Below are 22,007 nucleotides of genomic sequence, written 5' to 3' on the forward strand. Positions count from 1 at the left end.
CACATCGCGCGCCCGATCGCGTAAAATACTTCTCCCTTGCCGGCAGCCGCATCATTGCCCGCCGGTAATCCGGGAAACAGGCCGGAATTCCGCCTGCCCTCGTTTTCTAATTCAAGCCGTTCCTTATTATCCCGAAAGCTACCACCCGAAGCCTTATGCTTATCGACTCGCATTGCCATCTCGACCGCATCGACCTCGAACCCTACCGGAACGATTTCTCGGTTTTCCTGAAAGAAGCGGAAAATCAGCGCATCGAACACATGCTCTGCATCTCGATCGACATGGAGGCGTATCCGGCCATGCTCGACCTGGTCAGCCGTTATCCGCAGCTCTCGGCAACGGTCGGCGTCCATCCGAATGCGCATGAAGGTTTCGAGCCGAACGTGGAGCAATTAGTCGAGCTGGGCAGTCATCCGAAAGTGATCGGCATCGGGGAAACCGGCCTGGATTATTTCCGCAGCACCGGCGACCTCGGCTGGCAGCACGAGCGTTTCCGGACGCATATCCGCGCCGCGAAAGCGCTGAACAAGCCGCTGATCGTCCATACCCGCGAAGCGCGCGAAGATACGCTGCGCATTCTGAAGGAAGAAGGTGCCGAAAGCTGCGGAGGCGTAATCCACTGTTTTACCGAAAACCAGGCATTCGCCGAACGGGCGCTCGACCTGAACTTTTATATTTCATTCTCCGGCATCGTGACCTTCAACAGCGCGCAGGAAATCAAGGAAGTCGCGAAACAAGTACCGTTTGACCGTTTTCTGATCGAAACCGACTCGCCCTATCTGGCGCCAGTGCCGTTCCGGGGCAAGCCAAACTATCCGACCTACGTGCGCTATGTCGCCGAGCAGATCGCCGAATTGCGCAATACCTCGTTCGAGGAGATCGCCGCCGCCTCGACGAGAAATTTTTATACGCTGTTCAAGTTGAACCAACAATCGGATAAAAAACCACTCCCTGAAATTTAACCCGCGTAGGGTACGCTGTGCGTACCTTTCGGAAGCATGCCTTATCGGAATGCCCTGATAAGGTACGCACAGCGTACCCTACGATTGATCCATCAACCCATCCAGACCATGACGACGCATCTTTCACTCGGCCCGGTCATGCTCGATATCGAGGGGCCCACCCTCGCCGCGCATGAAATCGACAAAATCCGCCATCCGAACACCGGCGCGGTGATCCTGTTCGCGCGCAACTATGACAATCCCGAACAGGTCCGGGCGCTGATCGCGAGTATTCGCAAGGCGCGCGGCGGCGAAATCTTGATCGCAGTCGACCAGGAAGGCGGCCGGGTCCAGCGCTTTCAAAACGGCTTCACGCGCCTGCCGCCGGCCGCGCGTTATGCGGAAAAACCGGAACTGGCCGAAGCGGCCGGCTGGCTGATGGCCAGCGAGCTGCTTGCGGTCGGCGTCGATTTCAGTTTTGCGCCGGTGCTCGATGTCGACTGCGGGATCAGCCAGGTGATCGGCAACCGCTCGTTTTCGGCCGATTCCGAACGGGCGGCGGAACTGGCCTCAAGATTCAGGAAAGGCATGCAGTCGGCCGGCATGGCCGCGACCGGCAAACATTTTCCGGGACACGGCGCGGTCGCGCCCGATTCGCATCTGGCGCTGCCGGTCGACGAACGCGGCCTGGACAGCATCCGCGCCAAGGATTTGCTTCCGTTTAAACGGCTGATCGCCGAAGGGCTCGAAGGCGTGATGCCGGCGCATGTGGTGTTTGCGGCGGCCGACCCGCGGCCGGCCGGTTTTTCGCCGTTCTGGATACAACAGGTTTTGCGGAAAGAATTACAATTCGACGGCGCGGTCTTCAGCGACGACTTGAGCATGGCCGGCGCCTCCTGGGCCGGGGGTTATCCCGAGCGCGCCGAGGCGGCGCTCGCCGCCGGCTGCGACATGGTGCTGGTCTGCAACAAACCCGATGCCGCCGAAGAGGTGCTCGAAGCCTTGCCGATCAAAGCCGACCCGCTCCGGGAACGCCGCCTTGCAGCGATGCGGGGCAAAGCGCAATTTAGCCGCGAAGAATTAATGAATTCGGTACAATGGCGCCAAATTTCAGAACAGGTCAATCGAACTTTTCACTCATGCTAGACGAAATTCAACAGGTACAAGAAACGGCCGATTTGCTGTACAGCGAACAGGAAGTCGAAACGGCGCTCGACCGGATGGCCGCGCAAATCAACCGGAAGCTGGCAGGCACCAACCCGGTGTTCGTATGCGTGATGCACGGCGGCGTCGTCGCGGCCGGCCGTCTGCTCACGCGGCTCACCATGCCGCTGACGATCGATGCGGTCAACGCGAGCCGCTACCAGAACAAAACGTCGGGCAGCACGCTTGCATGGACGCTGAAACCCGGCACGCCCCTGGCGGGCCGGACCGTGCTGATCGTCGACGACATTCTCGACGAAGGCATTACCCTGAAGGCGATCGTCGATTATTGCCTCGAACAAGGAGCAAGAGCCGTATACACGGCCGTGCTGGCCGACAAAAAACTCGATCACCCCAAACCGATCCGGGCCGATTTCGTCGGCGTCGAAACCGAAAACCGTTATCTGTTCGGTTACGGGATGGATTACAAAGGTTATTTGCGCAATGCGGCCGGCATTTATGCCTGCAAGGAAGGCGGCGCATGAGCAAGCTTGCGATCATCGGCGGCACCGGCCTCACGCAACTCGAAGGTTTGAAGATCGTCAGGCGCGATGCGTTGACGACGCCTTACGGCCAGCCGTCAGCCGAATTCCTGACCGGCGACCTTTACGGCCGCGAAGTGGTTTTTCTGGCCCGGCACGGCAATCCGCATGCGATCCCTCCGCACCAAATCAACTACCGGGCCAACCTCTTCGGGCTCAAGCAGCTCGGGGTCGAACGGATCGTTGCGGTCGCGGCGGTCGGCGGCATTACGCGGGAAATGGAGCCTGCGCACATTGCGATACCGGATCAGATCATCGATTATACTTACGGCCGCCACCACACCTTTTTCGAGGGTGAAAACGACCCGGTTACCCATATCGATTTCACCTATCCGTACACACAGAAACTGCGCACAGGACTGATCACGGCGGCTGCGCAAGCAAATATCCGGGTTTCGCCCCTGGGCACCTACGGCTGCACGCAGGGTCCACGCCTCGAATCTACCGCCGAAATCCGCCGGATGGAACGGGACGGCTGCGATGTGGTCGGGATGACCGGTATGCCGGAAGCGGCGCTGGCAAGGGAACTCGGGATCGATTATGCGGCGATGGCGGTCGTTGCGAACTGGGCAGCCGGAAAGACCGAAGGCGAAATCACAATGGCGGAAATCGAGATGCATCTGCACAAAGGCATGGCGAACGCGGCAGAAATTTTGAAAGCGTTTATTGCAGCCTGAAGCGCCGCCTTTCCGCCCGGGTTCCGCACCCTGCGCGGAACCCGATGCCTCGCCCCGGACGGAAACAACCGTTCACTGACGGCGCAGATTATACTTTTTGCGGTAAATGTTCCGGCTGGCCTGATTCTGGCGGCGATTCAGGCGAACCCGCTCTTTCCGCGTGAGGACGCCGTCGGCTTTGGCCTTGTCTTCCATGCGCCGGATCTTTTCCTGCTGCGCTTCCAGACGCTGCGCTTCTTTCGAGGTCAATCTGCCCGAGCGGACGCCTTGTTCAATGCGCTGCTGCTGCTTTTCCTGGCGCCGGTCGACCCGCAGCGTATCGGTACCGGCGTAACCTGCCGGAAGCGCGGCGGTAAAAAGTAAAAACCCGGCAGGTATTAAAGCGGTTAACGGCTTCATTGTCTTTTTCCTCGTGGGACGTTAAACAGAGGATTTACATTCTATCCGGTTTGAACAAAAAACCCATCTCGGGTTCGCTTCACGGGATGAAAATGGCCGCCATGTCACAACGGAGGCTGCGGGGAGCCTGTCGCTTTGATCTCCACCCGATCGCCGACCGCCAATTCGCCGCATTGGTCGTGCAGCGCATTCTGCCCGAAATAAACCTTGTTCCCCCATTTGCGGGTCCGGTTCAGCGTGACCAGCGGCTCTTTGCCGGTTTCCGCGGTTTCCGGATCGATCGTCGGCACCGCGCAGCGCGAACAGGGCTTCGGCAGGCGAAAACCGATGGCTCCGATCCGTATTTGGCGCCAGACATCTTCTTCATATTCCGTACAACCTGAAATCACCAGGTTCGGCCGGAAGCGCGCCATCGGCAGGTTTAAGCCCATTTCCCTGTTCAAAGCGGCCAGTGAATTTTCCGAAACGAGCAAAAACGGAAAACCGTCCGAAAAAGCAGTTTGATCGGTGGGCAGACCGTAATCCGGGTCGACCGGTCGAATCGACGCGTCCGGCTGGAAGACCAAACGGCAGTCCTGGCCCAGGAAACGGCTGAACCAGCGGTCGGCTTCTTTGGAAACGGAACGCGCCAGGCAATGGTCATTCCAGACCGTCGCTTCGATCCACTCGCCGTCCGCAGGAAGCAGCGGCAATGCCAGATCTTCCATGCCCGGCGCGGACAGGACCAGCCGACTCCCGACCAAGGCCGTTTTGACCAGTGCCATCCGCGGCAGTTTACGCTGACTCAAAAACAGGCCGTTCTGATCGACCAACATCCACTTTCTGTCATAGGCCAAACCGGTCGGACCGACCGGCCAGCGCTCGACCCGGATACCGGCCAGGGACTTGACAGGATAAACATAGATTCCGCTCAATCGATAGTCGATCATTTGATTCCGCACTTTGTGTTTTTTTACCTCGACCGGCCAACGCCGTGCCGCGTCACTTGAAAGTCAGTTTTTCTTGGGTCTTCAGCATATAGTCGCCAAGCTCGTTATTATAAGCGGCGAATTTTATCCCGTACTGGCCCACACCCTCAGCTTTTCTGACCACCGTCGCTTCGATCTCGAAGCGCCTGGCGGTTTCGAACGTCAATAATACGATGATCTTGGAACGTACCGCCAATTTCTCCAGGCTGGCGATCAAGCAGCCCCGGTTGCTGATATCGAGCAACTCGACCGAAATCTCCTTCCGAAACCGGTGGCCCCCGATCGCGCTAAACCAATTCTGTTTCCGGATATGGACCTTGATGTCCTTGCGGATATAACGCACGGTCCGGCGCGAGTTGACCACCTGTTCCTTTCCCTTTCGGTCGGAAGTTAAACCCTCGTTGTCACTATTTAGAGTCATGGCAATACTCGATCAAGAATGATTGTCAGGATATCAGTATCGATCTTTATCAGGCAAAATTCAATTGCCGGCCCGCAAGCAGGCGCCGAAAGCTAAATAAAATTCATCAAATCCGTTAAAATTGAGTCCTCTGTCATTTAATCGTCGGAATATGATTGACCTTCTCAAGTCCCTCCTTCGGAACCGGCTGCCTATCGCACTGATCGTACTGCAGGTCATGGCGGGTCCGGCCGCCGCGAAAAACAAGCCGATCCCTGTGCCGATCGCCTATCTGACCCAGGAACAGGAAGTCCCGCCGCCGCTGTCGAACCTGGACCCCTTCATCAAGAACCTGGGGTTGCCCGGCGCGGAGCTCGCGATCGAGGACAATAACACGACCGGACAATTTACCGGGCAAGCGTTCACTTTGAAAGCCTTTACCGTTCCACTGCAAGGCGATCCGCTGGCCACGTTCAAACAAAACATCGGCGGCAAATACCGTTTTGTGGTCGTGAACCTGCCCGAAACCCAGCTGATCAAGCTGGCCGATCTGCCGGAAGCGAAAGACGCTTTATTGTTCGATATCGCCTCCACGGACGACAAACTGCGCAACCAGAACTGCCGGGCAAACATGCTGCACATCCTGCCGAGCCGGGCCATGCGCGCCGATGCCCTGGCGCAGTATCTGCTCAAAAAACGCTGGACTAAATTGTTCCTGCTGCTGGGCAACGATGACGAAGACCGCCTGTACGGCGAGGCGATCAAACGGGCGGCCACCCGTTTCGGACTCGAAATCGTCAGCGAGAAGCCTTGGGAACATACCGCCGATGCACGCCGCACCGCGCAGTCCGATGTCCCTGTCCTGACCCAGGCGGACGACGAATACGATGTGCTGATCGTGGCGGACGAACGGGGCGAGTTCGGCGAATACCTCGACTACCGCACCTGGCTGCCCCGGCCGATCGCCGGCACGCAAGGCCTGACCGCGACATCCTGGCACCGTACGCACGAACAGTGGGGCGCGGTGCAGCTGCAAAACCGTTTCAAGGAAAAATACGGCCGCTGGATGGAAGAGATCGACTATGCCGGCTATCTGGCCACCCGCGCCGTCGGCGAAGCGGCAACGCGCGCCAAATCGAACGAATTGCAGCCGGTCAAAGACTATCTGCTGAGTCCCGCCTTCGCGCTGCAGGGTTATAAAGGCACGCCGCTGTCGTTCCGGGCCTGGAACGGCCAATTGCGGCAGCCGGTGCTCTTGGCGGCGCCGCGCTCGCTGGTGGCCGTCGCGCCGATCGAAGGCTTTCTGCACCCGAAAACCGAGCTCGACACGCTCGGCTACGATCAACCCGAATCTACCTGCCCATTGAACAAATGATTAAAAACACATTGCTCGCCGCGTTGCTGGCCACCCCGTTTATCGGCCCAATCGCGCATGCCGAAACGCTTTTCGTGACGCTCGAAAAAGACAACGCGCTCGCCGTCGTCGATCCTGTCGAAGGTAAACTGCTCAAGACGGCGCCGGTCGGCCAGCGTCCGCGCGGAATCGCGCTCAGCCCCGACTTTAAATCAATTTATGTCGCCACCAGCGACGACGATACGATCAAAATTCTCGACGCGGAAACATTGAAGGAAACCGGCAAGCTGCCGTCCGGCGAAGACCCCGAAACCTTCGCGCTGAATCCGGACGGCACGATGCTGTATGTCTCGAACGAAGACGACAGCATGGTCACCGCGATCGACCTCAAGAAACGGAAAGCAGTTAAGCAAATCAAGGTCGGCGTCGAACCGGAAGGCATTACCGCCAGCCCCGACAAAAAATGGGTGATCAGCGCTTCCGAGACGACCAACATGGTGCACTGGATCGACGCGAAAACGCTGAAACCGGTCAACCACATCCTGGTCGATCCGCGCCCGCGCGCGGTCGTCTTCACGGCCGACAGTGAACAGCTGTGGGTCACCTCCGAAATGGCCGGCACCCTGACGATTATCGACGTGAAATCGCAGCAAATCGTTAAAAACATCAAATTCGAAATCCAGGGCGTAACTGCGGACAAGATCCAGCCGGTCGGGATCGTAATCGACAAGGATCGCAAACGCGGCTATGTGGCGCTGGGGCCGGCAAACCGGGTCGCGGTGATCGACGCACAGAAACTGGAAGCCGAAAATTATCTGCTGGTGGGCCAGCGCGTCTGGAATCTGGCGTTTTCGCCCGACCAGCAGCGTCTGTATACGACCAACGGCGTCAGCAACGACATCTCGATCATCGATCTTGTCAGCCAGACCGTCACTAAATCGGTCGGCGTCGGCACTTACCCGTGGGGCGTTGCGGTCAAACCATGAACACGAACGCCGCCTTAACCGTCAGTGACGTCAGTTTTTCCTACGGCGCCAAAAAAGCGCTGGACCATGTCGGCTTCGAGATTCCGCCCGGACACTGCACGATGCTGCTCGGGCCGAACGGCGCAGGCAAAAGCACGCTGTTTTCGCTGATCACCCGCCTCTACGACACGCCGAACGGACAAATCGAACTGTGCGGCTACGATATCAAAAAAAGGACCACCCGGGCGCTGGCCAACCTCGGAATCGTTTTTCAGCAAACGACCCTGGATCTGGACCTGACCGTGATGCAAAACCTGCGCTACCACGCCGCGCTGCACGGGATGAGCCGCAAAGTCGCCGCACAACGCATTCATGAAGAATTGGAAAGGCTCGACATGTTCGAGCGCCGCTTCGAAAAAGTCCGTCAATTGAACGGCGGCCACCGCCGCCGCGTCGAGATTGCCCGCGCCCTCCTGCACAAGCCGGCGCTGCTGCTGCTCGACGAACCGACCGTCGGCCTCGACGTGCCGAGCCGCACATCGATCGTCGACTATGTGCACAGCCTTGCCCGGACCGGTCATATCGCGGTGCTGTGGGCCAGCCACCTGATCGACGAAATTTATCCGGACGACCGCCTGATCGTGCTGCACAAAGGCAAAATCAGAGCGGCCGGCAGCGTCGATGAGATCCTCCAAAGCACCGGCACGGCAATGGTCAAGGACGCTTTTTTCAGACTGACCCAGGGAGACTGAAGATACGATGAACATACTGCACTTCTGGCGCGCGCTGTGGGGTATCGTCGGCCGCGAACTCCGGCGCTTCGTCACCCAGCGCGAACGGTTCATTTCGGCGCTGGTCAGGCCGCTGATCTGGCTGTTCGTATTCGCCGCCGGCTTCCGGGCCGCGCTCGGGCTCGCCATCACGCCGCCTTATCAAACCTACATTCTTTACGAAGTCTACATTACGCCGGGCCTGATCGGGATGATCCAGTTGTTCAACGGCATGCAGAGCTCGCTGTCGATGGTCTACGACCGCGAAATGGGCAGCATGCGCAGCCTGCTGGTCAGCCCGCTGCCTCGCTGGTTTTTACTGGTATCGAAACTGTTGGCGGGCACCTTCGTGTCGATCCTGCAGGTCTACGTCTTTCTCGCGATTGCCTGGGCTTACAAGATTCATGCACCCTGGCAGGGTTATCTCTGGATCGTCCCGGCGCTGATCCTGTCCGGCCTGATGCTCGGAGCGCTCGGATTACTGTTGTCGTCCTTCATCAAACAGCTCGAAAACTTTGCCGGCGTGATGAATTTTGTGATTTTCCCGATGTTTTTCCTCTCGACTGCGCTCTATCCTTTATGGAAGCTGAAAGAATCGAGCCTGTTGCTGTACCAATTGGCCAAATACAACCCCTTTTCCCAGGCCGTTGAACTGATCCGCTTTGCCTTATACGGCCAATTCAACCAGGAGGCACTGCTTTATACGCTGACTTCCTTCATTGTCTTTATTACTGCCGCGATTATTGGCTATAATCCTTCAAAAGGAATGATGGTAAAAAAAGGCGGCGGTTAGACATTCCTCGGCAGCATGCTCCGCGGCCGGACGAGAATAAAAACTTCTTACTTTCGCCCGACCGCTGTCAACCCGCCTCCCTCTCTCCGGTGACTATGTGAAAAATTCTTTTTACCTTGTTATTCCCAAACAGGAAAACAATCCGCAACGCACCAAAGAATACGAGGCCAAGCCCCTTCAGCAGTGGATCAACGAGCTTCCGGCGGCGAATCCGGGCCTGGCGACGCGCCTGGTGCACGATTTGATTATCGAATTCAATACCCTGGCGGTTTCGGCCGATCTCCGAATCGCCGCGCTCGAACAGTTGCGTCCCAGTATTCTCGCAATCGAAGAAAATTTGCTCAGCCGCCTGACCAAAACCGGTTTTCCAAAAGAAGAGAACGACCAAAAAGTCTTCAACGTACTCGTCTCGATCGAAAAGGAACTGACGCTGAGCTACTGGATCGTGCTGAAGGAAATGTCGCAGAAAACCTTCGGCTGGTTCCAGGGTAAACAATTGCCTCTGACCCTGCATCGCTGCATCAGCGGACTCAGCAACATCGTGATCAGCCATTACCTGATGGGCGTACCGATTCCGGACTGGATTTGGATCGACCTGCATTCGCTCTATAAACTCAGCATCAAGCTGAAAAAAGACACGGCCAAGATTATCGACGATCCAACCCATCCCTCCGAAAAAAGCAGCCCGGAAGACTGCTACAAACAAATTCTGCTGCTCAGCCTGGCCGCTCCGCACGGACTGATGCAAAAAGAAGTGCTGCTGGTCTATCACTTCATCAAAACGGTCTGTGAATCGGTGCATATCCAGAACACTCCGGTTTCCGGGCAATCGGCACAATATGTGATTCTTACCGACGAAGACCGGTCGCCCTTTCTTTTGAAAGAAGGAGCCCATCGTCCGGATTCCGCCACGCTGTATCTGGACTTCACCAAACTCTATAAAACGCTCGAACACAAGGCAAGGCTCGCCAACATCGGCGAAGGGCGCTTCAACTCGGTGCTCGCGCTGCAAAACAATCAAATGCCGAGCTTCGATCTCTTGGAATACCTGTTCCACCGCTGGTCCGGCTTCGAGCTGGAAAGCGCTCCGCTATTCGAAGACCGCCTGGACCGCTGCATTACGCTGGGCCTGATCCCTACCTTCGAACTCTTGAACGACTCACTGCACCAATCGGAAAGCCAGGCGGAACTGCAGGTCCAGACAGCTTCCGAAAGTCTGCTGACCTGCCGATTCGAACAAACCGGCATCTTATCCATTGGCCGCCTGATCAGCATCCGAAAAGCCGACCGCCGGGATAACGCCCTCGTGCTGGGTATTGTCAACCAGATTTTGATCGAGAAAAAGACGAACAATCTGCTATTCGGTGTCGAATTTTTGACTTCACAATGCTATGCGGTTACCTATAACCCGCTCGATTCATCCAAAAAAGAAGAATCAATCAAAGCGCTGCTGTGCGCCGTTACAGAAGCGGACGGCGACAAAAGCTACCTGATTACGGATAACTTTATCCTGAAAGACGGAGATACCGCCCGTATTTACTGGAAAAACGAAGATTATTCCGTTTCGCTGCACGATCGGAAAAATATCGGCCTGGGCTACTGGCAATTCCTGTGCGTAAAAATAATGGAGAGGCCAAGGGCTTCCACCCCGGCAAAAGGCTATGACTTCATCTAGCTTCCTTGTAAAATCCGCCTGGCACAAAAAACACAAACCACTTGAAAAGTTTTTTCATCGTGGTAACTTGTGCGGTCGAGTGAGCGATTAAAATAGTAGGAAAATAGGTTGCGGCACCATCGGCTAAAACCGCTACACTCCGCGCGTAATGAATTTTAGACAAATGCAGACCTTCCGCTCCTGATCAGGGAAAGTCAAAGGCAAGAAGTGTCCGAATTCCTATGCAATTACAATAATAAAATCAATATCGTGAGGATAAGAAATGAGTAACGAAGAGAAAACCAAACCATCGTTGGATAACGCAAAAAATCTGCTCGGCAACCTGACTTCGGCCGCGCAGAACCTGAAAGAAACCAAACCGAAAGTATTCTACGGCGCGGTCGGCGGTGTCGCCTTACTGATTTTGATTGCGGTATTCAGCGGCGGGGAAAGCCGTCCGACCGTCCAGCAATATAGCAAGAAAGCCCTGGCCGTCGGCCAGACCTATAGTTTGGTATCCCCGAATAGCTACGACCCTGCCTCCACGATACGTATCGTCCCGGCCCCCGGCACTCTGGCCGCCTACGATGACACCGAAGAAGCGGATCGCACCGGCACTTGTCAACATTTCCCGCAAGGAACCAAAGTCAAAGTGCTGAGACTGCAAGATGCTTTCGATACCGCCAACAGCTTTGCCGAAGTTTCAATCGAAGGCGGCGAGTGTAACGGTAAAACCGGCTGGGTTTTGTCGATCGACCTGCAATAAATCGATCGGCGCTGTAAAAATTATTTGACACATGCTGTAAATTCTATATAATGTGCGAATAATTTCTAGCGCGGGAATAGCTCAGTGGTAGAGCACAACCTTGCCAAGGTTGGGGTCGCGAGTTCGAATCTCGTTTCCCGCTCCAAAATATGACAAAAAAGCCGCGAAACTCGCGGCTTTTTTATTTAGTAAGATCAAGGCTGCGTAGCAAAATGGTTATGCAGCGGCCTGCAAAGCCGTATATACCGGTTCGATTCCGGTCGCAGCCTCCATTACTCGATTCAGCGACGTTCGACGAAACACATGAAACCCGCAAGCTGCAAGGCTTAGCGGGTTTTTTATTGTCCAACGAAGTACGGTAGAAAACGGGGGTAAGTTGGGGTAACATTTTGGGGTAACCAGTTACCCCCAGAAGGAGTTACCCCCAATGCCTCTCTCCGATACAGCCTGCAAGAACGCCCACAAGAACGACAAAGCCGGCAGCGGCAAGCCGTTCAAGCTATCCGACGAAAAAGGCCTCTTCCTTTTGCTCCAGCCCCAAGAAGACGGATGGGGTAAGTGGTGGCGCTTCAAATACCGCTTCGAAGGAAAGGAAAAATTGTTATCGCTGGGCACCTACCCGGAGACCAGCCTTGCCCAGGCCAGAGAAAAACGCGACGAAGCCCGGAAACAAATCGCCGCCGGCATCGATCCCGGCGAAAACCGGAAAGCCGTTAAAGCCGCCAAAGCGGAAAGCGCAGCGAACAGTTTCGAAGTAATCGCCCGGGAATGGGGCCTTAAAAAAGTCGATAACTGGGAAGAAAAGAACCACCGCTCCAAACGCATGCTCGAACGGAATGTTTTCCCCTGGCTTGGCGGCAAACCGATCGCCGAGATCCTGCCGAAAGACATTCTGGCCTGCCTGCGCCGCGTCGAGGACAACGGTACCATCGAGACCGCCCATAGAACCTTGCAAATCTGCGGCCAGGTGTTCCGTTACGCGGTCGCCACCGGCCGGGCCGACCGGGACATCACCCACGACCTGAAAGGCGCCCTACCCCCGGCCAAAGGCGAACACTTCGCCGCGATCACCGAGCCTAAAGAAGCCGCCGAACTCTTGCGCGCGATCGACGGCTATCAGGGATCCCTACCCGCCGTGTGCGCGTTAAAGCTGGCCCCCTTGGTGTTCGTCCGGCCCGGCGAATTGCGGGCCATGCAATGGCAGGACGTGAATCTAGACACCGCCGAATGGCGATTCTTCATCACCAAGACCAAAGTCCAGCACATCGTCCCGCTGTCCCGGCAAGCCGTCGCCATTCTGCAGGACCTGTTTCCCCTCACCGGCCGTGGACGTTACGCGTTCCCTTCCGAGCGCACCCCAAACGGCGACCGCTGCATGAGTGAGAATACGATCAATGCCGCTCTGAAGCGGCTCGGCTACGGCAAAGACAAAATGACCGGCCACGGCTTCCGGGCAATGGCTCGGACCATCCTGGACGAAGTGCTGGGCGTCAGACCCGACTTTATCGAGCACCAGCTCGCCCATGCGGTTAGGGATCCGAACGGCCGGGCCTACAACCGGACCGCTCACCTTTCGGAGCGCCACAAGATGATGCAGCAATGGGCCGATTATTTGGACGCGCTGAAGGCTGGCGAGCTGTAGCCGGGAACGTCCGGCACAAGAAGCCGTATTTTTTGAAGCCGAAAAAGAAAAAATCCCGGAGGGAAGCGCGCGCCCAGCGGTCCGGTGGGAAAATTTTTTTTGGGAAGAAAAACTTTTTTTTCACGTTCCCGATGTTCCCAATGTTCCCGGCTTTGCCTTTGGGCGATCGCGCGCTCACTGCCGGCGCTGCGCACTCCCTTTTTGGCGGCCCTGAACGAGCCCAGCGGATTCCGATCGCACAGTTTTGCCCGGTAAAATATTTATTTCTGAAGAAAAACTTTGATTTCACGTTCCCAATGTTCCCGATGTTCCCGATGTTCCCGCTTTCGCCTTTTGGGCGGCCGAGGGGGAGTAAAGCGGCGCCCGATCGGGAGGCGTTCATCCAGGAAATATTTTTTTCTGGGAAAAAAACTTCTAAAGCACGTTCCCGATGTTCTCAACGCTCCACCCTTCTTTTTAACAATAACGATCAATAAGCAGCGCTGCGCTTTTTTTCTGGAGAAATCATTTTGTTGTTAAGAAAAATTCGCTACCAGCGAACTTTTTTACTGAGTAGTTAGTTTTTTGGTATACTAAAACTGTAATACGGTAAACAGAGATACCTCGAAGCTTTGTTGAGCTTTGGCTCGCGGTGAGTAGAAGTATGACTCGCTATAACTTTGCGTCGGTCTTGTTCGCCACGCGTCGACAATCGCGACTGCTGGCACTGACTGCGTACCTGATCGCCGAGGGTGGCGATCAGTCAATTTGTGAGTTACAGGGGGGATGATCGATTTCTCTGTCCTAAAAAAAGCGAGGGGGAAGCAGAAGGCTTCCACACTAACAATCCCGTTAGTGTTTTTTTAGGAGATTTAATGTTAAAACGTATTACAAATCGATCTGAGCGTAGTGAAGATGGTGCGGCTGCACGTCAAAAGGCCAAACGTAGACTCGTGATAGTGCTTAAAGCCCTTATACGAGGAATTTTACTTAGACCGTCGACTTGGCGCATGCTCATAGTTAATTTGCCTGATTTAGGTGAAAAAATTGAGGGTTTCATACAACAGTTATTAGACTTGTTTCCTGACTTCTAATCTACGCCCCCCCCTTCACATTTGAGGGTGTAATTATGATTTCTAAAGCTATTAAATTAATTCGTCAATACCATAATCTAAATCAGGCTCAGCTTGCTTCTAAATTATCCATTTCGACTTCGTACCTTTCCGAGATAGAATCAGGTAAAAAGGAACCGTCCTTGGATATATTGCAAAAATACGCTGATTTTTTTAAAGTACCTTTATCATCGTTGGTTGTTTTCTCTGAAACACTTGACGGATCCCACAGTAAGAGTAAAGCACGAGCTTTTCTCTCCAAAAAAATGTTGAAAGTGTTGGAGTGGATATCAGACAATGATGACATCAAGGAGATCAAAAACACCCCATAGATATGAAATAGAGTTTTCCCCATTATATAGATTATCAAACAAAAAAAAATTAGCAGCATTACTTAATGTTGATGTTTCGATAATCTCTTCACCTGATAAATCAAAGCTGTGCTCCCAATACAGGATCTTTGTTGATAAAAAGACAAAGCGCTTCATAACGGAGCCTATCGGTGACCTCCTTGCTATCCATCAGCGGCTACTAAAATTTTTTAGTAGAATTGCGCCGCCTGAATATATTCACTCAGCCATAAAAAAGCGTTCATATTTAACAAATGCAGAAGCACACCGTAAATCTTCAAATATCTTAAAAATAGATATTAAAAAATTTTTTCCTTCAATAAAATTTCAATGTATTTATGGATTTTTCTTAAATACTTTAAAGTGTTCTTCAGATATCGCAACAATTCTTGCAAAAATTTGTACAGTTCAAACTAATAATTATGGGACACACCTCCCTACAGGTAGCTGCATTAGCCCAATCTTGTCATTTTTAGCAAATCAGCAATTGTTTGATTCAATCAAGATTATTTGCGAAAAAGAAAAATGTAAACTAACTCTATATGTTGATGATATTACAATTTCAGGGGAAAATGCTTCGCCAGCGCTTTTAACCCTAATTGCAATGGAAATTTTTAAACATGGTTATGGATACCACAAAATTAAAATTTATAAAGATCAACCAGCAATAATTACTGGTTTAGTTGTATATAATAAGAAAGTATGTTTACCTCATGAGCGTGCAAAAAAAATTAGGGAACTTATAGATGCGCTAAAAATTTCTGTTGGCCCTCTTCGACAGAAAATGCTTGCAAGCTTAGTCGGTCGACTATCAGAGGCAGAACATATAGAATCACAATATAAAGCTAAACGTGTAAGTATTATTTCACAATATCGTAAAGAATGGGATGAAGTGGTAGCTAATAGAAATAGCAAATGTAAAGTATCAAGAAATAAAAAATTAGCGAAAAATAATACCTAGATTTTTAACCGAGCAATTGCGCTCTCTCTTCCTGGCTTAAATGATTGAGCAGGTTTTGGGCGATTTGGGCGGTGGTTTTGGCCGGCGGGTTGAGGTCGTGCTTGAAGCTCATTATGCAAACGAAGGTTGCCTCGCAGGCCGGGTTGGTGCATTTGCAGTACAGGTCGACGACGGTTTTCGCTTCGGTTAAGTTGTTGCGGGAAGTGATGACGGCTTTTTGAAGGCAGTGCGGGCATTCGATACGCATGAGGATCCTTATCCGGTAAAGTCGCGCTATTATGCCCTACCGCAAAAAAATGTTGCAGAGAATCATCGGTTTGTTATGATTGCCTTACCGGATAGCTCAACTCGAAGGGAGCGAAAACTGGGCACGTCTTCGTCCTCGTGGCCAGTTTCCGGTTTTTCCTCATTTTCCCTTTTCTTTTTTACCCTCATAGGCCCCAATACTACTGGCGGGCTTAAAAATCCCTTTGTTATAATCCCAGACTGACCGGATAGCCCGACGGGGCGATAAGCGGGTATCGTCAACCTGTTTCCGGTTAACCCTTCCTGACGGCTTTCACTTGGACGGAGTGAGAACTTTGCGTATCCCACGAGAAACACCTTTTGAAGAAATTGATGAACAATTGTACTGGGTAAAGAAACATTACTTTGAGAGCGGCGGCAGCATTGAGCATTTAATTAACTTAATCGATAGGGTTGATATTAAGTTAACTCCTAAAACAAGAAGATTCATAGCGGGCGTACTGTCAGGCCAGATCAAAGCTAAAGGCAAAGAGCGTAAGAAATATTTCCATCATCTAAGAATTTATTCTCTGATTTCCGACTTAATATCTAAAGGTATACCGCTTACCTGTGACGATCGATATACCGCCAAGGCTGACTTAAATAAAGCCGGCGCAGCAAGGCAAATTGCCGAAATATGGGGAATAAGCGAAGACGCTGCAATAAAGATTTATCAGAGAATGAAGCCAAAACCTGAAAGTATAGAAGATTATCTTTAGGCATTATGGACATTTAATAGGGCTTCGTGTCCATGACAAAATAAAAAGCGCCCAATAGGATAGCCATGCATTTAAACGAACAGACTCTAAGGAGTTCAACGCATGGCTGTCAATACCGAAAAAACTCAGCAAAAACCGCGCAATAAAATTACCTATACGCCGGCACCGTTACCGGAAGAAGGCTTTGTTCGATTGCCCTCGGTTTTAGCTGTGCTGGGCATTTCAAAGACCACTTTTCTGGATGGCGTCAAGTCCGGGAAATATCCGGAAGGCAAGCTGTTATCACCCCGGTGCCGTGTCTATCCGGTCTCGGAAATACGCGCCCTGTTGGCTTCCTTGGAAGCAGAGGTTTCCGCATGAACCTCTTGACGCCCCTTCCCGCCAGCGCTATGCTGTCCCCGCTTTCGCAAAAAACGAAAGTCGGGTTTCGCAGCCCGGACAACCCAAGCCTTCAAAGGCCACTATTCAAAGTGGTTTTTTTGTGTCCATCAAAAATACAGGCGGCCTTACGCCGTTTGTCTTCTGTTATGGTGGCGCGTAATGGGCAGCCCCTCAAAAGGCTGGCCGGTTCTTGGGCCGGTACTGCGAACCTGTTACGCGTCGCCGCCCAACAATTCGCAGTCGTTGGCGGCGGTTTATCCATATACCCAAGAGAAACCGCTATGGCTACATACGCCCCAAGTGCGCCCAAGTTACGCCTTACCCCGCGTCAATCCCTGTTCAACCTTATCCAACGCACCGATCACGGCCAGCAGCTGGTCGGCACCGATTTAACCTTTACCCAAGTCTCAGGCTTACTGGCCGAATTCCCTTCCCTGATCGTGAAGTTTTCCCGGATGGAGGCCTTGTCATGAGCACTCCTAACAACACCGGCAATAATACCCCGTCAGTCAGTATGACCGATTTTGCGGTCAAACTGAACAATGAGATAACCGCTGTTACAGGGATTTTTTCGTTACTCATCAGAGACTTTTCTATGGGTAAACCTGTATCAAAGGAGACGCTTGAACTTCTTGAAAATCATGCTGAAAAAATTATTCTCGTGTCCAAATCGATCCGCGAGAAAGTCAGTCAAGAGGAAAACTTTCCGGCGCCCAAAAAAAGGCGGAAGCTCACCCGAAAGCAGGTATTAGCAAAAACTAAAGTGATTACCGGGGGGCTAAAATGAAAGCTCCGACCACCCCCGAAAACAAAACCGCTACCGTGTTCCACCCGGCCGTCTTTTCAGGCCGTAATCCCGGCGCCACCGCGGCCGGCCGCCACAAATTAAAACGCCAAACCGCCAGCCGCTTGCCGGTCGCGCTGAAATGCGCCTTGGGCGTGTTCAGCCATGCCGAAATCCAGTTCAAGGCCTGTCAGACCGCTTACGCCCAAGGCGCGCTAAAAGCGGCCGCTTACGAGAAGCTGCGCGATTTAATTTACCTGCTCTACGACGTGTTGGAATCGGCCCTGTGGGAGCTGGGCATTGAAACCGGGAACGCGACCTCTCAAGCCGGTTCCGTCCAGCATCCTTTCGAGGCCGTCAGCGCCGCGTTCCTGTCCCTGTCCGAAGCCGCCGACGCGTGCCGGCAGGCCGATAAAACCTGCACGCTGGCCGAGGCCGATCTGCGCGCGCTGTTTATGGCCGCCGAACGCGTCCAGGCCGTTTTTTACGACTTCGAAGACGACGATCAGGACACGCGGCCCGATCTCGGACACCGCTTCGGGCTGTTCTCCGACACTCCCGACGCGCTGGGTTTAAGCGAGACCGTGGGTTTTATGAGCCAGAAAGCCGATGCAGTCCTCACGATGCTGGGCAACGCTTTCGCCGAGGCCGACGCGCCGCGGCTCAACGACGACTCGGTGTATTACGCGCTGATGACGGTCAAGCATGAACTGGCCGACATCAACAGCGTGGTGAAGGCGTTTCATCAGGCCAGCAAAAAGAACCCGCAGGCGTAACGCCGGCGATCGCTCACTCGAGACGCGCCGGCGCAGGCCCTGCCTGCCCCGTAAGGGCGCTTGCAGCCCGAACCGGCAGGCGGGCCAACCCGGCAAGGACGACGAAAAATGACGATTTTCGAAACTATTATCACGGCTTTTGTTGCCGAAATGGCAGATTATGGGGCGTTTATCCAGTCCCCTCTACCCGACGGCAAAACCCATGCCTTCAAAACGGACGGCGATCAGCACGGCCAAAAAAGCGGGATCTACGCCTTGCGCATCGACAGCAAAACGGCGGCTTCCGGCTACTTTGAAGACCTCATCACCGGCCGGGCGTTCTTCTGGACGCTGTCCGGAGATCCGGGCGATTTCTCGCCGAAATTGTACAAAGTCGTTATGGCGGCGCGGCAACGCCGCAAACAGCAATTCATTCAGCGGCAGCAACAAGCGGCCGGCCATGCGCAGCGTATTTGGGCGCGGACTAAACCGATCCACGATCTGCGCCAACATCCCGGTTTAAAGCAAAAATCCCTGTTGATGAAATCGGCCCGCCTTTACCGAAACGCCTTGGTCCTCCGGATTTTTAACGAGATGGGGCAACTGGTCAATTTGCAATTCATCGACCAGCGCGGCCATCACAGCTTTCTGGCCAACGGCCGGTTGATCGGTGGCTTTTTACCCCTTCAACGCTGAGAGGCAAGCAACGTTATGGATGATTCTCAGTCTGCACGATACAAGAGGGCCGCCGGCCAGGCGCTAAGCCCCGACAACACCCAAGGCTGGCAGGGGACCGATCTGCTGGCGGCTTGCTGTGCCGCCGGGCTGGCGTTGGTCAAAATCCCGGCCGTCGACGGCAACCCCACCAAAGCGCCGCGCAATCCGGGCTGGAACAAGCCCAGAACCGCACAAAATCTCGCCGGCTACACCGCTGACCCGGCTGTGCTGAAAAACAGCCAGAACTGCAATTTCGGGCTCTACCACGGCGCAAGCCAGACGCTGGCCCTGGATCTGGACAATGTCCAGTTGGCCGCCCAGGTCTTCGAGGAGGTCGCGGGTATGCGCCTTTCGGAATGGCTAAACGCGCCGGACCGGGCGGAGATTAAAAGCCCCAAGCCCAATCGCGGCAAAGTGTTGTTCAAGCTGCCTGAGAGCGCCGGGCCGGTCGGCCTCAAGCAATTCAAGCAGGGCGGCCAGGTCGTTTTCGAACTGCGCTGCGGAAATTGCCAGGACGTGATCTTCGGCCGGCATCCCGACGGCGGCGCCTACCAGTTCATCGGCGATCCGGCGGCGATCCCGGCGATTCCGGACGTCTTGCTCGACATGCTTGCCCATTGGGACGCCTGGCTGCCTTGTTTGGCGTCCGCATTGGGCGCCGCCGATCGGCCGGCCAACGTGTCGCCCAACCCGCCGCGGAACAGCGAAAATTTGCCCGGGTCGCGGGATCCCATCAAAGCGTTTAACGAATCCAGAAGCGTGGCCTCCGTATTGCTGGAAAACGGCTATCAGCCGGCCGGCGGCAAACGCTTCATCCGGCCGGGCAGTTCGTCGAAAGCGCCGGCGGCCGTGTTGTTGAGCGATTTCCCCGACGGGCTGGAGCGGGTCTATTCGCACGGCGGCGACGTCTTGAACGACGGCTTTGCGCATGATGCGTTCGATTGCTTCCGGCTATTGCAATGCGGCGGCGATTGGGCGGCCGCGCTCGCCTGGAATCCGGACATCACTCGACACAATCAGGCATTGTTCCGCGAGCAAAAAGCCCAACAGAAAGCGAGCGAGAAAGCCGCCACCCAGCCCAAGCCGAACGCCGGGACCGGTAAAGACGAGGCGACGGAACTGCCGGATGGGACGACCCTCAGCGAAGAGGACGTTAAGTTTTTGAAGCAAATCGATGCCTCCCACGCGCACGTCTTTTTAGGCGGAAGAAATCTCATTGCCAGCTACAAATTCTGCCAAGTCCAAGGCGCTACCCTTACGTTTGAAAGCCCGCAAGAATTCAACAAGCGCTTCTATCATCAGCGGCTAGTCGGCATCGGCAAACGCAAAAACGCCGGTAAAGCCTGGCTGGAATGGCCGTCAAAACGCTATTTCCCCAGCGGGACGGGCTTTTTCCCGGACCCGAGCACTTGCCCGAAAGAGGTGTTCAATCTGTTCCAGGGCTGGAAAGTCCAGCCGATCGAGGGGGATTGTGGCCCGTACCTCTACCATCTGGAGCATATCATGTGCGCCGGCGACGCGGTGGCGTTCAAGTACGTGGTGCAATGGCTGGCGCATTTGTTTCAGCGCCCCCAGCAAAAACCCAGCGTGGCCATTTTGCTGAAATCCACCCCAGGCACGGGGAAGGGCACGATGGTTGAGCCCGTGCTGGAAATACTCGGCGTGCACGGCAACAAGACCAATGGCGCCTATGCGATTGCCGGCCGCTTTAACGGCGTGGTCGCCGGCCGGTTGCTCATTTTTGCCGATGAGGTGGAGTTAACCGACACACACGTGAACGACAAGCTGAAAGGCATCATTTCCGAGCCGACGGTGAACTTGGAACGAAAGGGCCTGGAGATCGAGCCCTTGCCGAACTATTGCCGGCTGATCTTCGCCAGCAACCATGCCAAGGTGCTGAATGCGGATATCCGCGAGCGGCGCTATTTGGTACTGGAGCCGTCGGATGCGCTGGCCCAGGATACCGAGTATTTCACGGCACTGTGGGCGTGGATCAAAAACGAGGGGGCCGCCAAACTGCTGCATTACCTGCTGCAGGTCGATATTTCCGACTTCAACCCGTACAAGTGCCCGCAAACCGAAGCCCTGATTGCCGAGAAAATTGAAAACCTCAGCGGCATTCACCGCTTTTTCTTCACCGAAATTTTGCGTCCGGAGCCTTTCGGCGGACGGGCCCGCATCACGGCCTCCGAATTGATCGATGAATTTATCGCGTGGAGTGCCGAGGATGGGTCAAAAATTCACAAGGCGGCCGCACGAAATGTCGTCGGCCGAATGATGGCGAGGATGAATATAGAGGTTAGAGGCAGATCGGATCGCGGCCTGGGCAAGTTTTACGACCTTCCGGACCGGGCGCAGTTGGTACAGCGGTTCGCCGCTTTGCTCGATATTCCGGAAACGCATCTGGCCGAATAACCCGTTTAACCAGGCTGGGCGGTGTACCAACTGTACCAGTGAAAATTTATCATTTAGAAACAGTAATTTAAGTGGTACAGCAATATTTATTATAACTGTACCGAGATATACCAACTAAACCAAAGGCGAATTGAATGCGAGTAAAAAACACCGGGTCATGGCATTTTTGCTGTACCACTCGGCAAATCAACTGTACCCCCCTCAAAGCCGCGGATTTACTGGGTTTTGGTACAGTGGGACAGTTGGTATGCCAGAAAACGCGTTTTTTACGCCACAATTTTTTCAAAATGCAATATTCAACATAATCAGTATGTTACAAATTCTTAGAATTTTTCCAAACCGGAAAGATACAAAAAAGCCGATTTGCTGTACCACTTTGCCCTGCAGCCGATTTTTTAAAACCGAACGCCTTCGCTTTGAAAAAAATGGCCGGGCCTGTGCGCTGGTTGGAGAGGTATCTTTTCAGATTTGGAAG

26 protein-coding genes and 2 tRNA genes are annotated in these 22,007 nt (G+C 54.1%); 24 read left to right on the plus strand and 4 right to left on the minus strand.

Annotated features, from left to right (window positions below; translation table 11 throughout):
- Window positions 1-155 precede the first annotated feature (155 nt).
- The 4 genes from JJL52_RS09280 to JJL52_RS09295 all read left to right on the plus strand — a co-directional run bounded on the left by JJL52_RS09280 (window position 156) and on the right by JJL52_RS09295 (window position 3,363).
- The gene (locus JJL52_RS09280; RefSeq protein ID WP_202052133.1) at window positions 156-962 is read left to right on the plus strand and encodes a TatD family hydrolase; all 807 of its coding nucleotides are present in this window, start codon (window positions 156-158) and stop codon (window positions 960-962) included.
- A gap of 108 nt (window positions 963-1,070) precedes the next feature.
- On the plus strand, window positions 1,071-2,087 hold the full coding sequence (nagZ, locus tag JJL52_RS09285) for a beta-N-acetylhexosaminidase (RefSeq protein WP_202052134.1): 1,017 nt from the start codon (window positions 1,071-1,073) through the stop codon (window positions 2,085-2,087).
- Complete coding sequence (locus JJL52_RS09290; RefSeq protein WP_202052135.1) at window positions 2,081-2,629, plus strand: hypoxanthine-guanine phosphoribosyltransferase; 549 nt, start codon at window positions 2,081-2,083, stop codon at window positions 2,627-2,629. The genes nagZ and JJL52_RS09290 overlap by 7 nt, the downstream gene beginning before the upstream one ends.
- The gene (locus tag JJL52_RS09295) at window positions 2,626-3,363 is read left to right on the plus strand and encodes an S-methyl-5'-thioinosine phosphorylase (RefSeq protein WP_202052136.1); all 738 of its coding nucleotides are present in this window, start codon (window positions 2,626-2,628) and stop codon (window positions 3,361-3,363) included. The genes JJL52_RS09290 and JJL52_RS09295 overlap by 4 nt, the downstream gene beginning before the upstream one ends.
- A 72-nt stretch (window positions 3,364-3,435) precedes the next feature.
- Here JJL52_RS09295 and JJL52_RS09300 read toward each other — a convergent pair whose 3' ends face one another.
- The 3 genes from JJL52_RS09300 to JJL52_RS09310 form a co-directional block, all read right to left on the minus strand.
- Window positions 3,436-3,762 carry a hypothetical protein gene (locus JJL52_RS09300; RefSeq protein WP_202052137.1) on the minus strand — a complete coding sequence of 109 codons (327 nt, stop codon included), beginning with the start codon at window positions 3,760-3,762 and terminating at the stop codon, window positions 3,436-3,438.
- A gap of 104 nt (window positions 3,763-3,866) precedes the next feature.
- Entirely contained in the window at window positions 3,867-4,691 is an 825-nt protein-coding gene (locus tag JJL52_RS09305; protein ID WP_202052138.1) for an MOSC domain-containing protein, read from the minus strand.
- Window positions 4,692-4,743: 52 nt separating this feature from the next.
- On the minus strand, window positions 4,744-5,151 hold the full coding sequence (locus JJL52_RS09310; protein WP_202052139.1) for a PilZ domain-containing protein: 408 nt from the start codon (window positions 5,149-5,151) through the stop codon (window positions 4,744-4,746).
- 151 nt (window positions 5,152-5,302) lie between these two features.
- On the opposite strand from JJL52_RS09310, the gene JJL52_RS09315 reads away from it, so the two are divergent.
- The 13 genes from JJL52_RS09315 to JJL52_RS09375 all read left to right on the plus strand — a co-directional run bounded on the left by JJL52_RS09315 (window position 5,303) and on the right by JJL52_RS09375 (window position 15,476).
- Window positions 5,303-6,505 (plus strand): ABC transporter substrate-binding protein, encoded by a 1,203-nt coding sequence (locus JJL52_RS09315; protein WP_202052140.1) that lies wholly within the window; start codon window positions 5,303-5,305, stop codon window positions 6,503-6,505.
- Window positions 6,502-7,470: a PQQ-dependent catabolism-associated beta-propeller protein gene (locus JJL52_RS09320; RefSeq protein ID WP_202052141.1), complete on the plus strand. Its 969-nt coding sequence runs from the start codon at window positions 6,502-6,504 to the stop codon at window positions 7,468-7,470. The genes JJL52_RS09315 and JJL52_RS09320 overlap by 4 nt, the downstream gene beginning before the upstream one ends.
- Window positions 7,467-8,201: an ABC transporter ATP-binding protein gene (locus tag JJL52_RS09325; RefSeq protein ID WP_202052142.1), complete on the plus strand. Its 735-nt coding sequence runs from the start codon at window positions 7,467-7,469 to the stop codon at window positions 8,199-8,201. Before JJL52_RS09320 ends, JJL52_RS09325 begins: the two co-directional genes overlap by 4 nt.
- Before the next feature lie 7 nt (window positions 8,202-8,208).
- Window positions 8,209-9,012 (plus strand): ABC transporter permease, encoded by an 804-nt coding sequence (locus JJL52_RS09330; RefSeq protein ID WP_202052143.1) that lies wholly within the window; start codon window positions 8,209-8,211, stop codon window positions 9,010-9,012.
- Window positions 9,013-9,109: 97 nt separating this feature from the next.
- The gene (locus JJL52_RS09335) at window positions 9,110-10,687 is read left to right on the plus strand and encodes a cyclic-di-GMP receptor FimW-related protein (RefSeq protein WP_202052144.1); all 1,578 of its coding nucleotides are present in this window, start codon (window positions 9,110-9,112) and stop codon (window positions 10,685-10,687) included.
- Window positions 10,688-10,949: 262 nt separating this feature from the next.
- On the plus strand, window positions 10,950-11,432 hold the full coding sequence (locus JJL52_RS09340) for a hypothetical protein (protein ID WP_202052145.1): 483 nt from the start codon (window positions 10,950-10,952) through the stop codon (window positions 11,430-11,432).
- A 70-nt stretch (window positions 11,433-11,502) separates the two neighbouring features.
- Window positions 11,503-11,577: transfer RNA gene (locus JJL52_RS09345), tRNA-Gly, on the plus strand.
- Between the two features lie 53 nt (window positions 11,578-11,630).
- Window positions 11,631-11,704 (plus strand) — tRNA-Cys (locus tag JJL52_RS09350).
- A 155-nt stretch (window positions 11,705-11,859) separates the two neighbouring features.
- The gene (locus tag JJL52_RS09355; RefSeq protein ID WP_202052146.1) at window positions 11,860-13,074 is read left to right on the plus strand and encodes a tyrosine-type recombinase/integrase; all 1,215 of its coding nucleotides are present in this window, start codon (window positions 11,860-11,862) and stop codon (window positions 13,072-13,074) included.
- Window positions 13,075-13,106: 32 nt separating this feature from the next.
- Window positions 13,107-13,550, plus strand: a complete 444-nt coding sequence (locus JJL52_RS09360; protein ID WP_202052147.1) for a hypothetical protein — start codon at window positions 13,107-13,109, stop codon at window positions 13,548-13,550.
- Window positions 13,551-13,805: 255 nt separating this feature from the next.
- Window positions 13,806-14,147, plus strand: coding sequence for a hypothetical protein (locus tag JJL52_RS09365; protein WP_202052148.1), 342 nt, complete (start codon window positions 13,806-13,808; stop codon window positions 14,145-14,147).
- Between the two features lie 35 nt (window positions 14,148-14,182).
- Window positions 14,183-14,497 (plus strand): helix-turn-helix domain-containing protein, encoded by a 315-nt coding sequence (locus JJL52_RS09370; protein ID WP_202052149.1) that lies wholly within the window; start codon window positions 14,183-14,185, stop codon window positions 14,495-14,497.
- The gene (locus tag JJL52_RS09375; protein WP_202052150.1) at window positions 14,463-15,476 is read left to right on the plus strand and encodes a reverse transcriptase family protein; all 1,014 of its coding nucleotides are present in this window, start codon (window positions 14,463-14,465) and stop codon (window positions 15,474-15,476) included. The genes JJL52_RS09370 and JJL52_RS09375 overlap by 35 nt, the downstream gene beginning before the upstream one ends.
- Window positions 15,477-15,480: 4 nt before the next feature.
- Here the strand turns inward: JJL52_RS09375 and JJL52_RS09380 are convergent, their stop codons facing one another.
- Window positions 15,481-15,723 carry an ogr/Delta-like zinc finger family protein gene (locus tag JJL52_RS09380; RefSeq protein ID WP_202052151.1) on the minus strand — a complete coding sequence of 81 codons (243 nt, stop codon included), beginning with the start codon at window positions 15,721-15,723 and terminating at the stop codon, window positions 15,481-15,483.
- A gap of 334 nt (window positions 15,724-16,057) precedes the next feature.
- Here JJL52_RS09380 and JJL52_RS09385 point away from each other — a divergent pair, with 334 nt between their 5' ends.
- From JJL52_RS09385 to JJL52_RS09415, 7 genes are all read left to right on the plus strand, one after another.
- The gene (locus tag JJL52_RS09385; protein WP_202052152.1) at window positions 16,058-16,480 is read left to right on the plus strand and encodes a hypothetical protein; all 423 of its coding nucleotides are present in this window, start codon (window positions 16,058-16,060) and stop codon (window positions 16,478-16,480) included.
- A 102-nt stretch (window positions 16,481-16,582) separates the two neighbouring features.
- Window positions 16,583-16,840: a helix-turn-helix transcriptional regulator gene (locus JJL52_RS09390; RefSeq protein ID WP_202052153.1), complete on the plus strand. Its 258-nt coding sequence runs from the start codon at window positions 16,583-16,585 to the stop codon at window positions 16,838-16,840.
- On the plus strand, window positions 16,837-17,334 hold the full coding sequence (locus tag JJL52_RS09395) for an ash family protein (protein ID WP_202052154.1): 498 nt from the start codon (window positions 16,837-16,839) through the stop codon (window positions 17,332-17,334). Before JJL52_RS09390 ends, JJL52_RS09395 begins: the two co-directional genes overlap by 4 nt.
- Window positions 17,331-17,648, plus strand: coding sequence for a hypothetical protein (locus JJL52_RS09400; RefSeq protein WP_202052155.1), 318 nt, complete (start codon window positions 17,331-17,333; stop codon window positions 17,646-17,648). Before JJL52_RS09395 ends, JJL52_RS09400 begins: the two co-directional genes overlap by 4 nt.
- Entirely contained in the window at window positions 17,645-18,421 is a 777-nt protein-coding gene (locus tag JJL52_RS09405) for a hypothetical protein (RefSeq protein WP_202052156.1), read from the plus strand. The genes JJL52_RS09400 and JJL52_RS09405 overlap by 4 nt, the downstream gene beginning before the upstream one ends.
- Before the next feature lie 108 nt (window positions 18,422-18,529).
- A complete protein-coding gene (locus tag JJL52_RS09410; protein WP_202052157.1) occupies window positions 18,530-19,096 on the plus strand; it encodes a primase/helicase family protein in 567 nt (188 codons plus the stop codon).
- Window positions 19,097-19,111: 15 nt separating this feature from the next.
- On the plus strand, window positions 19,112-21,532 hold the full coding sequence (locus JJL52_RS09415) for a DUF5906 domain-containing protein (RefSeq protein WP_202052158.1): 2,421 nt from the start codon (window positions 19,112-19,114) through the stop codon (window positions 21,530-21,532).
- Window positions 21,533-22,007: the final 475 nt, after the last annotated feature.

Source organism: Candidatus Methylomicrobium oryzae (assembly GCF_016745425.1).
GTDB classification, from domain to species: domain Bacteria; phylum Pseudomonadota; class Gammaproteobacteria; order Methylococcales; family Methylomonadaceae; genus Methylomicrobium; species Methylomicrobium oryzae.

Bases quoted from the DNA above. Each gene is read 5' to 3' on its own strand.
- JJL52_RS09280 (WP_202052133.1), top strand. From the start codon at position 156: ATGCTTATCGACTCGCATTGCCATCTCGACCGCATCGACCTCGAACCC.
- nagZ (WP_202052134.1), top strand. From the start codon at position 1,071: ATGACGACGCATCTTTCACTCGGCCCGGTCATGCTCGATATCGAGGGG.
- JJL52_RS09290 (WP_202052135.1), top strand. From the start codon at position 2,081: ATGCTAGACGAAATTCAACAGGTACAAGAAACGGCCGATTTGCTGTAC.
- JJL52_RS09295 (WP_202052136.1), top strand. From the start codon at position 2,626: ATGAGCAAGCTTGCGATCATCGGCGGCACCGGCCTCACGCAACTCGAA.
- JJL52_RS09300 (WP_202052137.1), bottom strand. From the start codon at position 3,762: ATGAAGCCGTTAACCGCTTTAATACCTGCCGGGTTTTTACTTTTTACC.
- JJL52_RS09305 (WP_202052138.1), bottom strand. From the start codon at position 4,691: ATGATCGACTATCGATTGAGCGGAATCTATGTTTATCCTGTCAAGTCC.
- JJL52_RS09310 (WP_202052139.1), bottom strand. From the start codon at position 5,151: ATGACTCTAAATAGTGACAACGAGGGTTTAACTTCCGACCGAAAGGGA.
- JJL52_RS09315 (WP_202052140.1), top strand. From the start codon at position 5,303: ATGATTGACCTTCTCAAGTCCCTCCTTCGGAACCGGCTGCCTATCGCA.
- JJL52_RS09320 (WP_202052141.1), top strand. From the start codon at position 6,502: ATGATTAAAAACACATTGCTCGCCGCGTTGCTGGCCACCCCGTTTATC.
- JJL52_RS09325 (WP_202052142.1), top strand. From the start codon at position 7,467: ATGAACACGAACGCCGCCTTAACCGTCAGTGACGTCAGTTTTTCCTAC.
- JJL52_RS09330 (WP_202052143.1), top strand. From the start codon at position 8,209: ATGAACATACTGCACTTCTGGCGCGCGCTGTGGGGTATCGTCGGCCGC.
- JJL52_RS09340 (WP_202052145.1), top strand. From the start codon at position 10,950: ATGAGTAACGAAGAGAAAACCAAACCATCGTTGGATAACGCAAAAAAT.
- JJL52_RS09355 (WP_202052146.1), top strand. From the start codon at position 11,860: ATGCCTCTCTCCGATACAGCCTGCAAGAACGCCCACAAGAACGACAAA.
- JJL52_RS09370 (WP_202052149.1), top strand. From the start codon at position 14,183: ATGATTTCTAAAGCTATTAAATTAATTCGTCAATACCATAATCTAAAT.
- JJL52_RS09375 (WP_202052150.1), top strand. From the start codon at position 14,463: ATGATGACATCAAGGAGATCAAAAACACCCCATAGATATGAAATAGAG.
- JJL52_RS09380 (WP_202052151.1), bottom strand. From the start codon at position 15,723: ATGCGTATCGAATGCCCGCACTGCCTTCAAAAAGCCGTCATCACTTCC.
- JJL52_RS09390 (WP_202052153.1), top strand. From the start codon at position 16,583: ATGGCTGTCAATACCGAAAAAACTCAGCAAAAACCGCGCAATAAAATT.
- JJL52_RS09395 (WP_202052154.1), top strand. From the start codon at position 16,837: ATGAACCTCTTGACGCCCCTTCCCGCCAGCGCTATGCTGTCCCCGCTT.
- JJL52_RS09400 (WP_202052155.1), top strand. From the start codon at position 17,331: ATGAGCACTCCTAACAACACCGGCAATAATACCCCGTCAGTCAGTATG.
- JJL52_RS09405 (WP_202052156.1), top strand. From the start codon at position 17,645: ATGAAAGCTCCGACCACCCCCGAAAACAAAACCGCTACCGTGTTCCAC.
- JJL52_RS09410 (WP_202052157.1), top strand. From the start codon at position 18,530: ATGACGATTTTCGAAACTATTATCACGGCTTTTGTTGCCGAAATGGCA.
- JJL52_RS09415 (WP_202052158.1), top strand. From the start codon at position 19,112: ATGGATGATTCTCAGTCTGCACGATACAAGAGGGCCGCCGGCCAGGCG.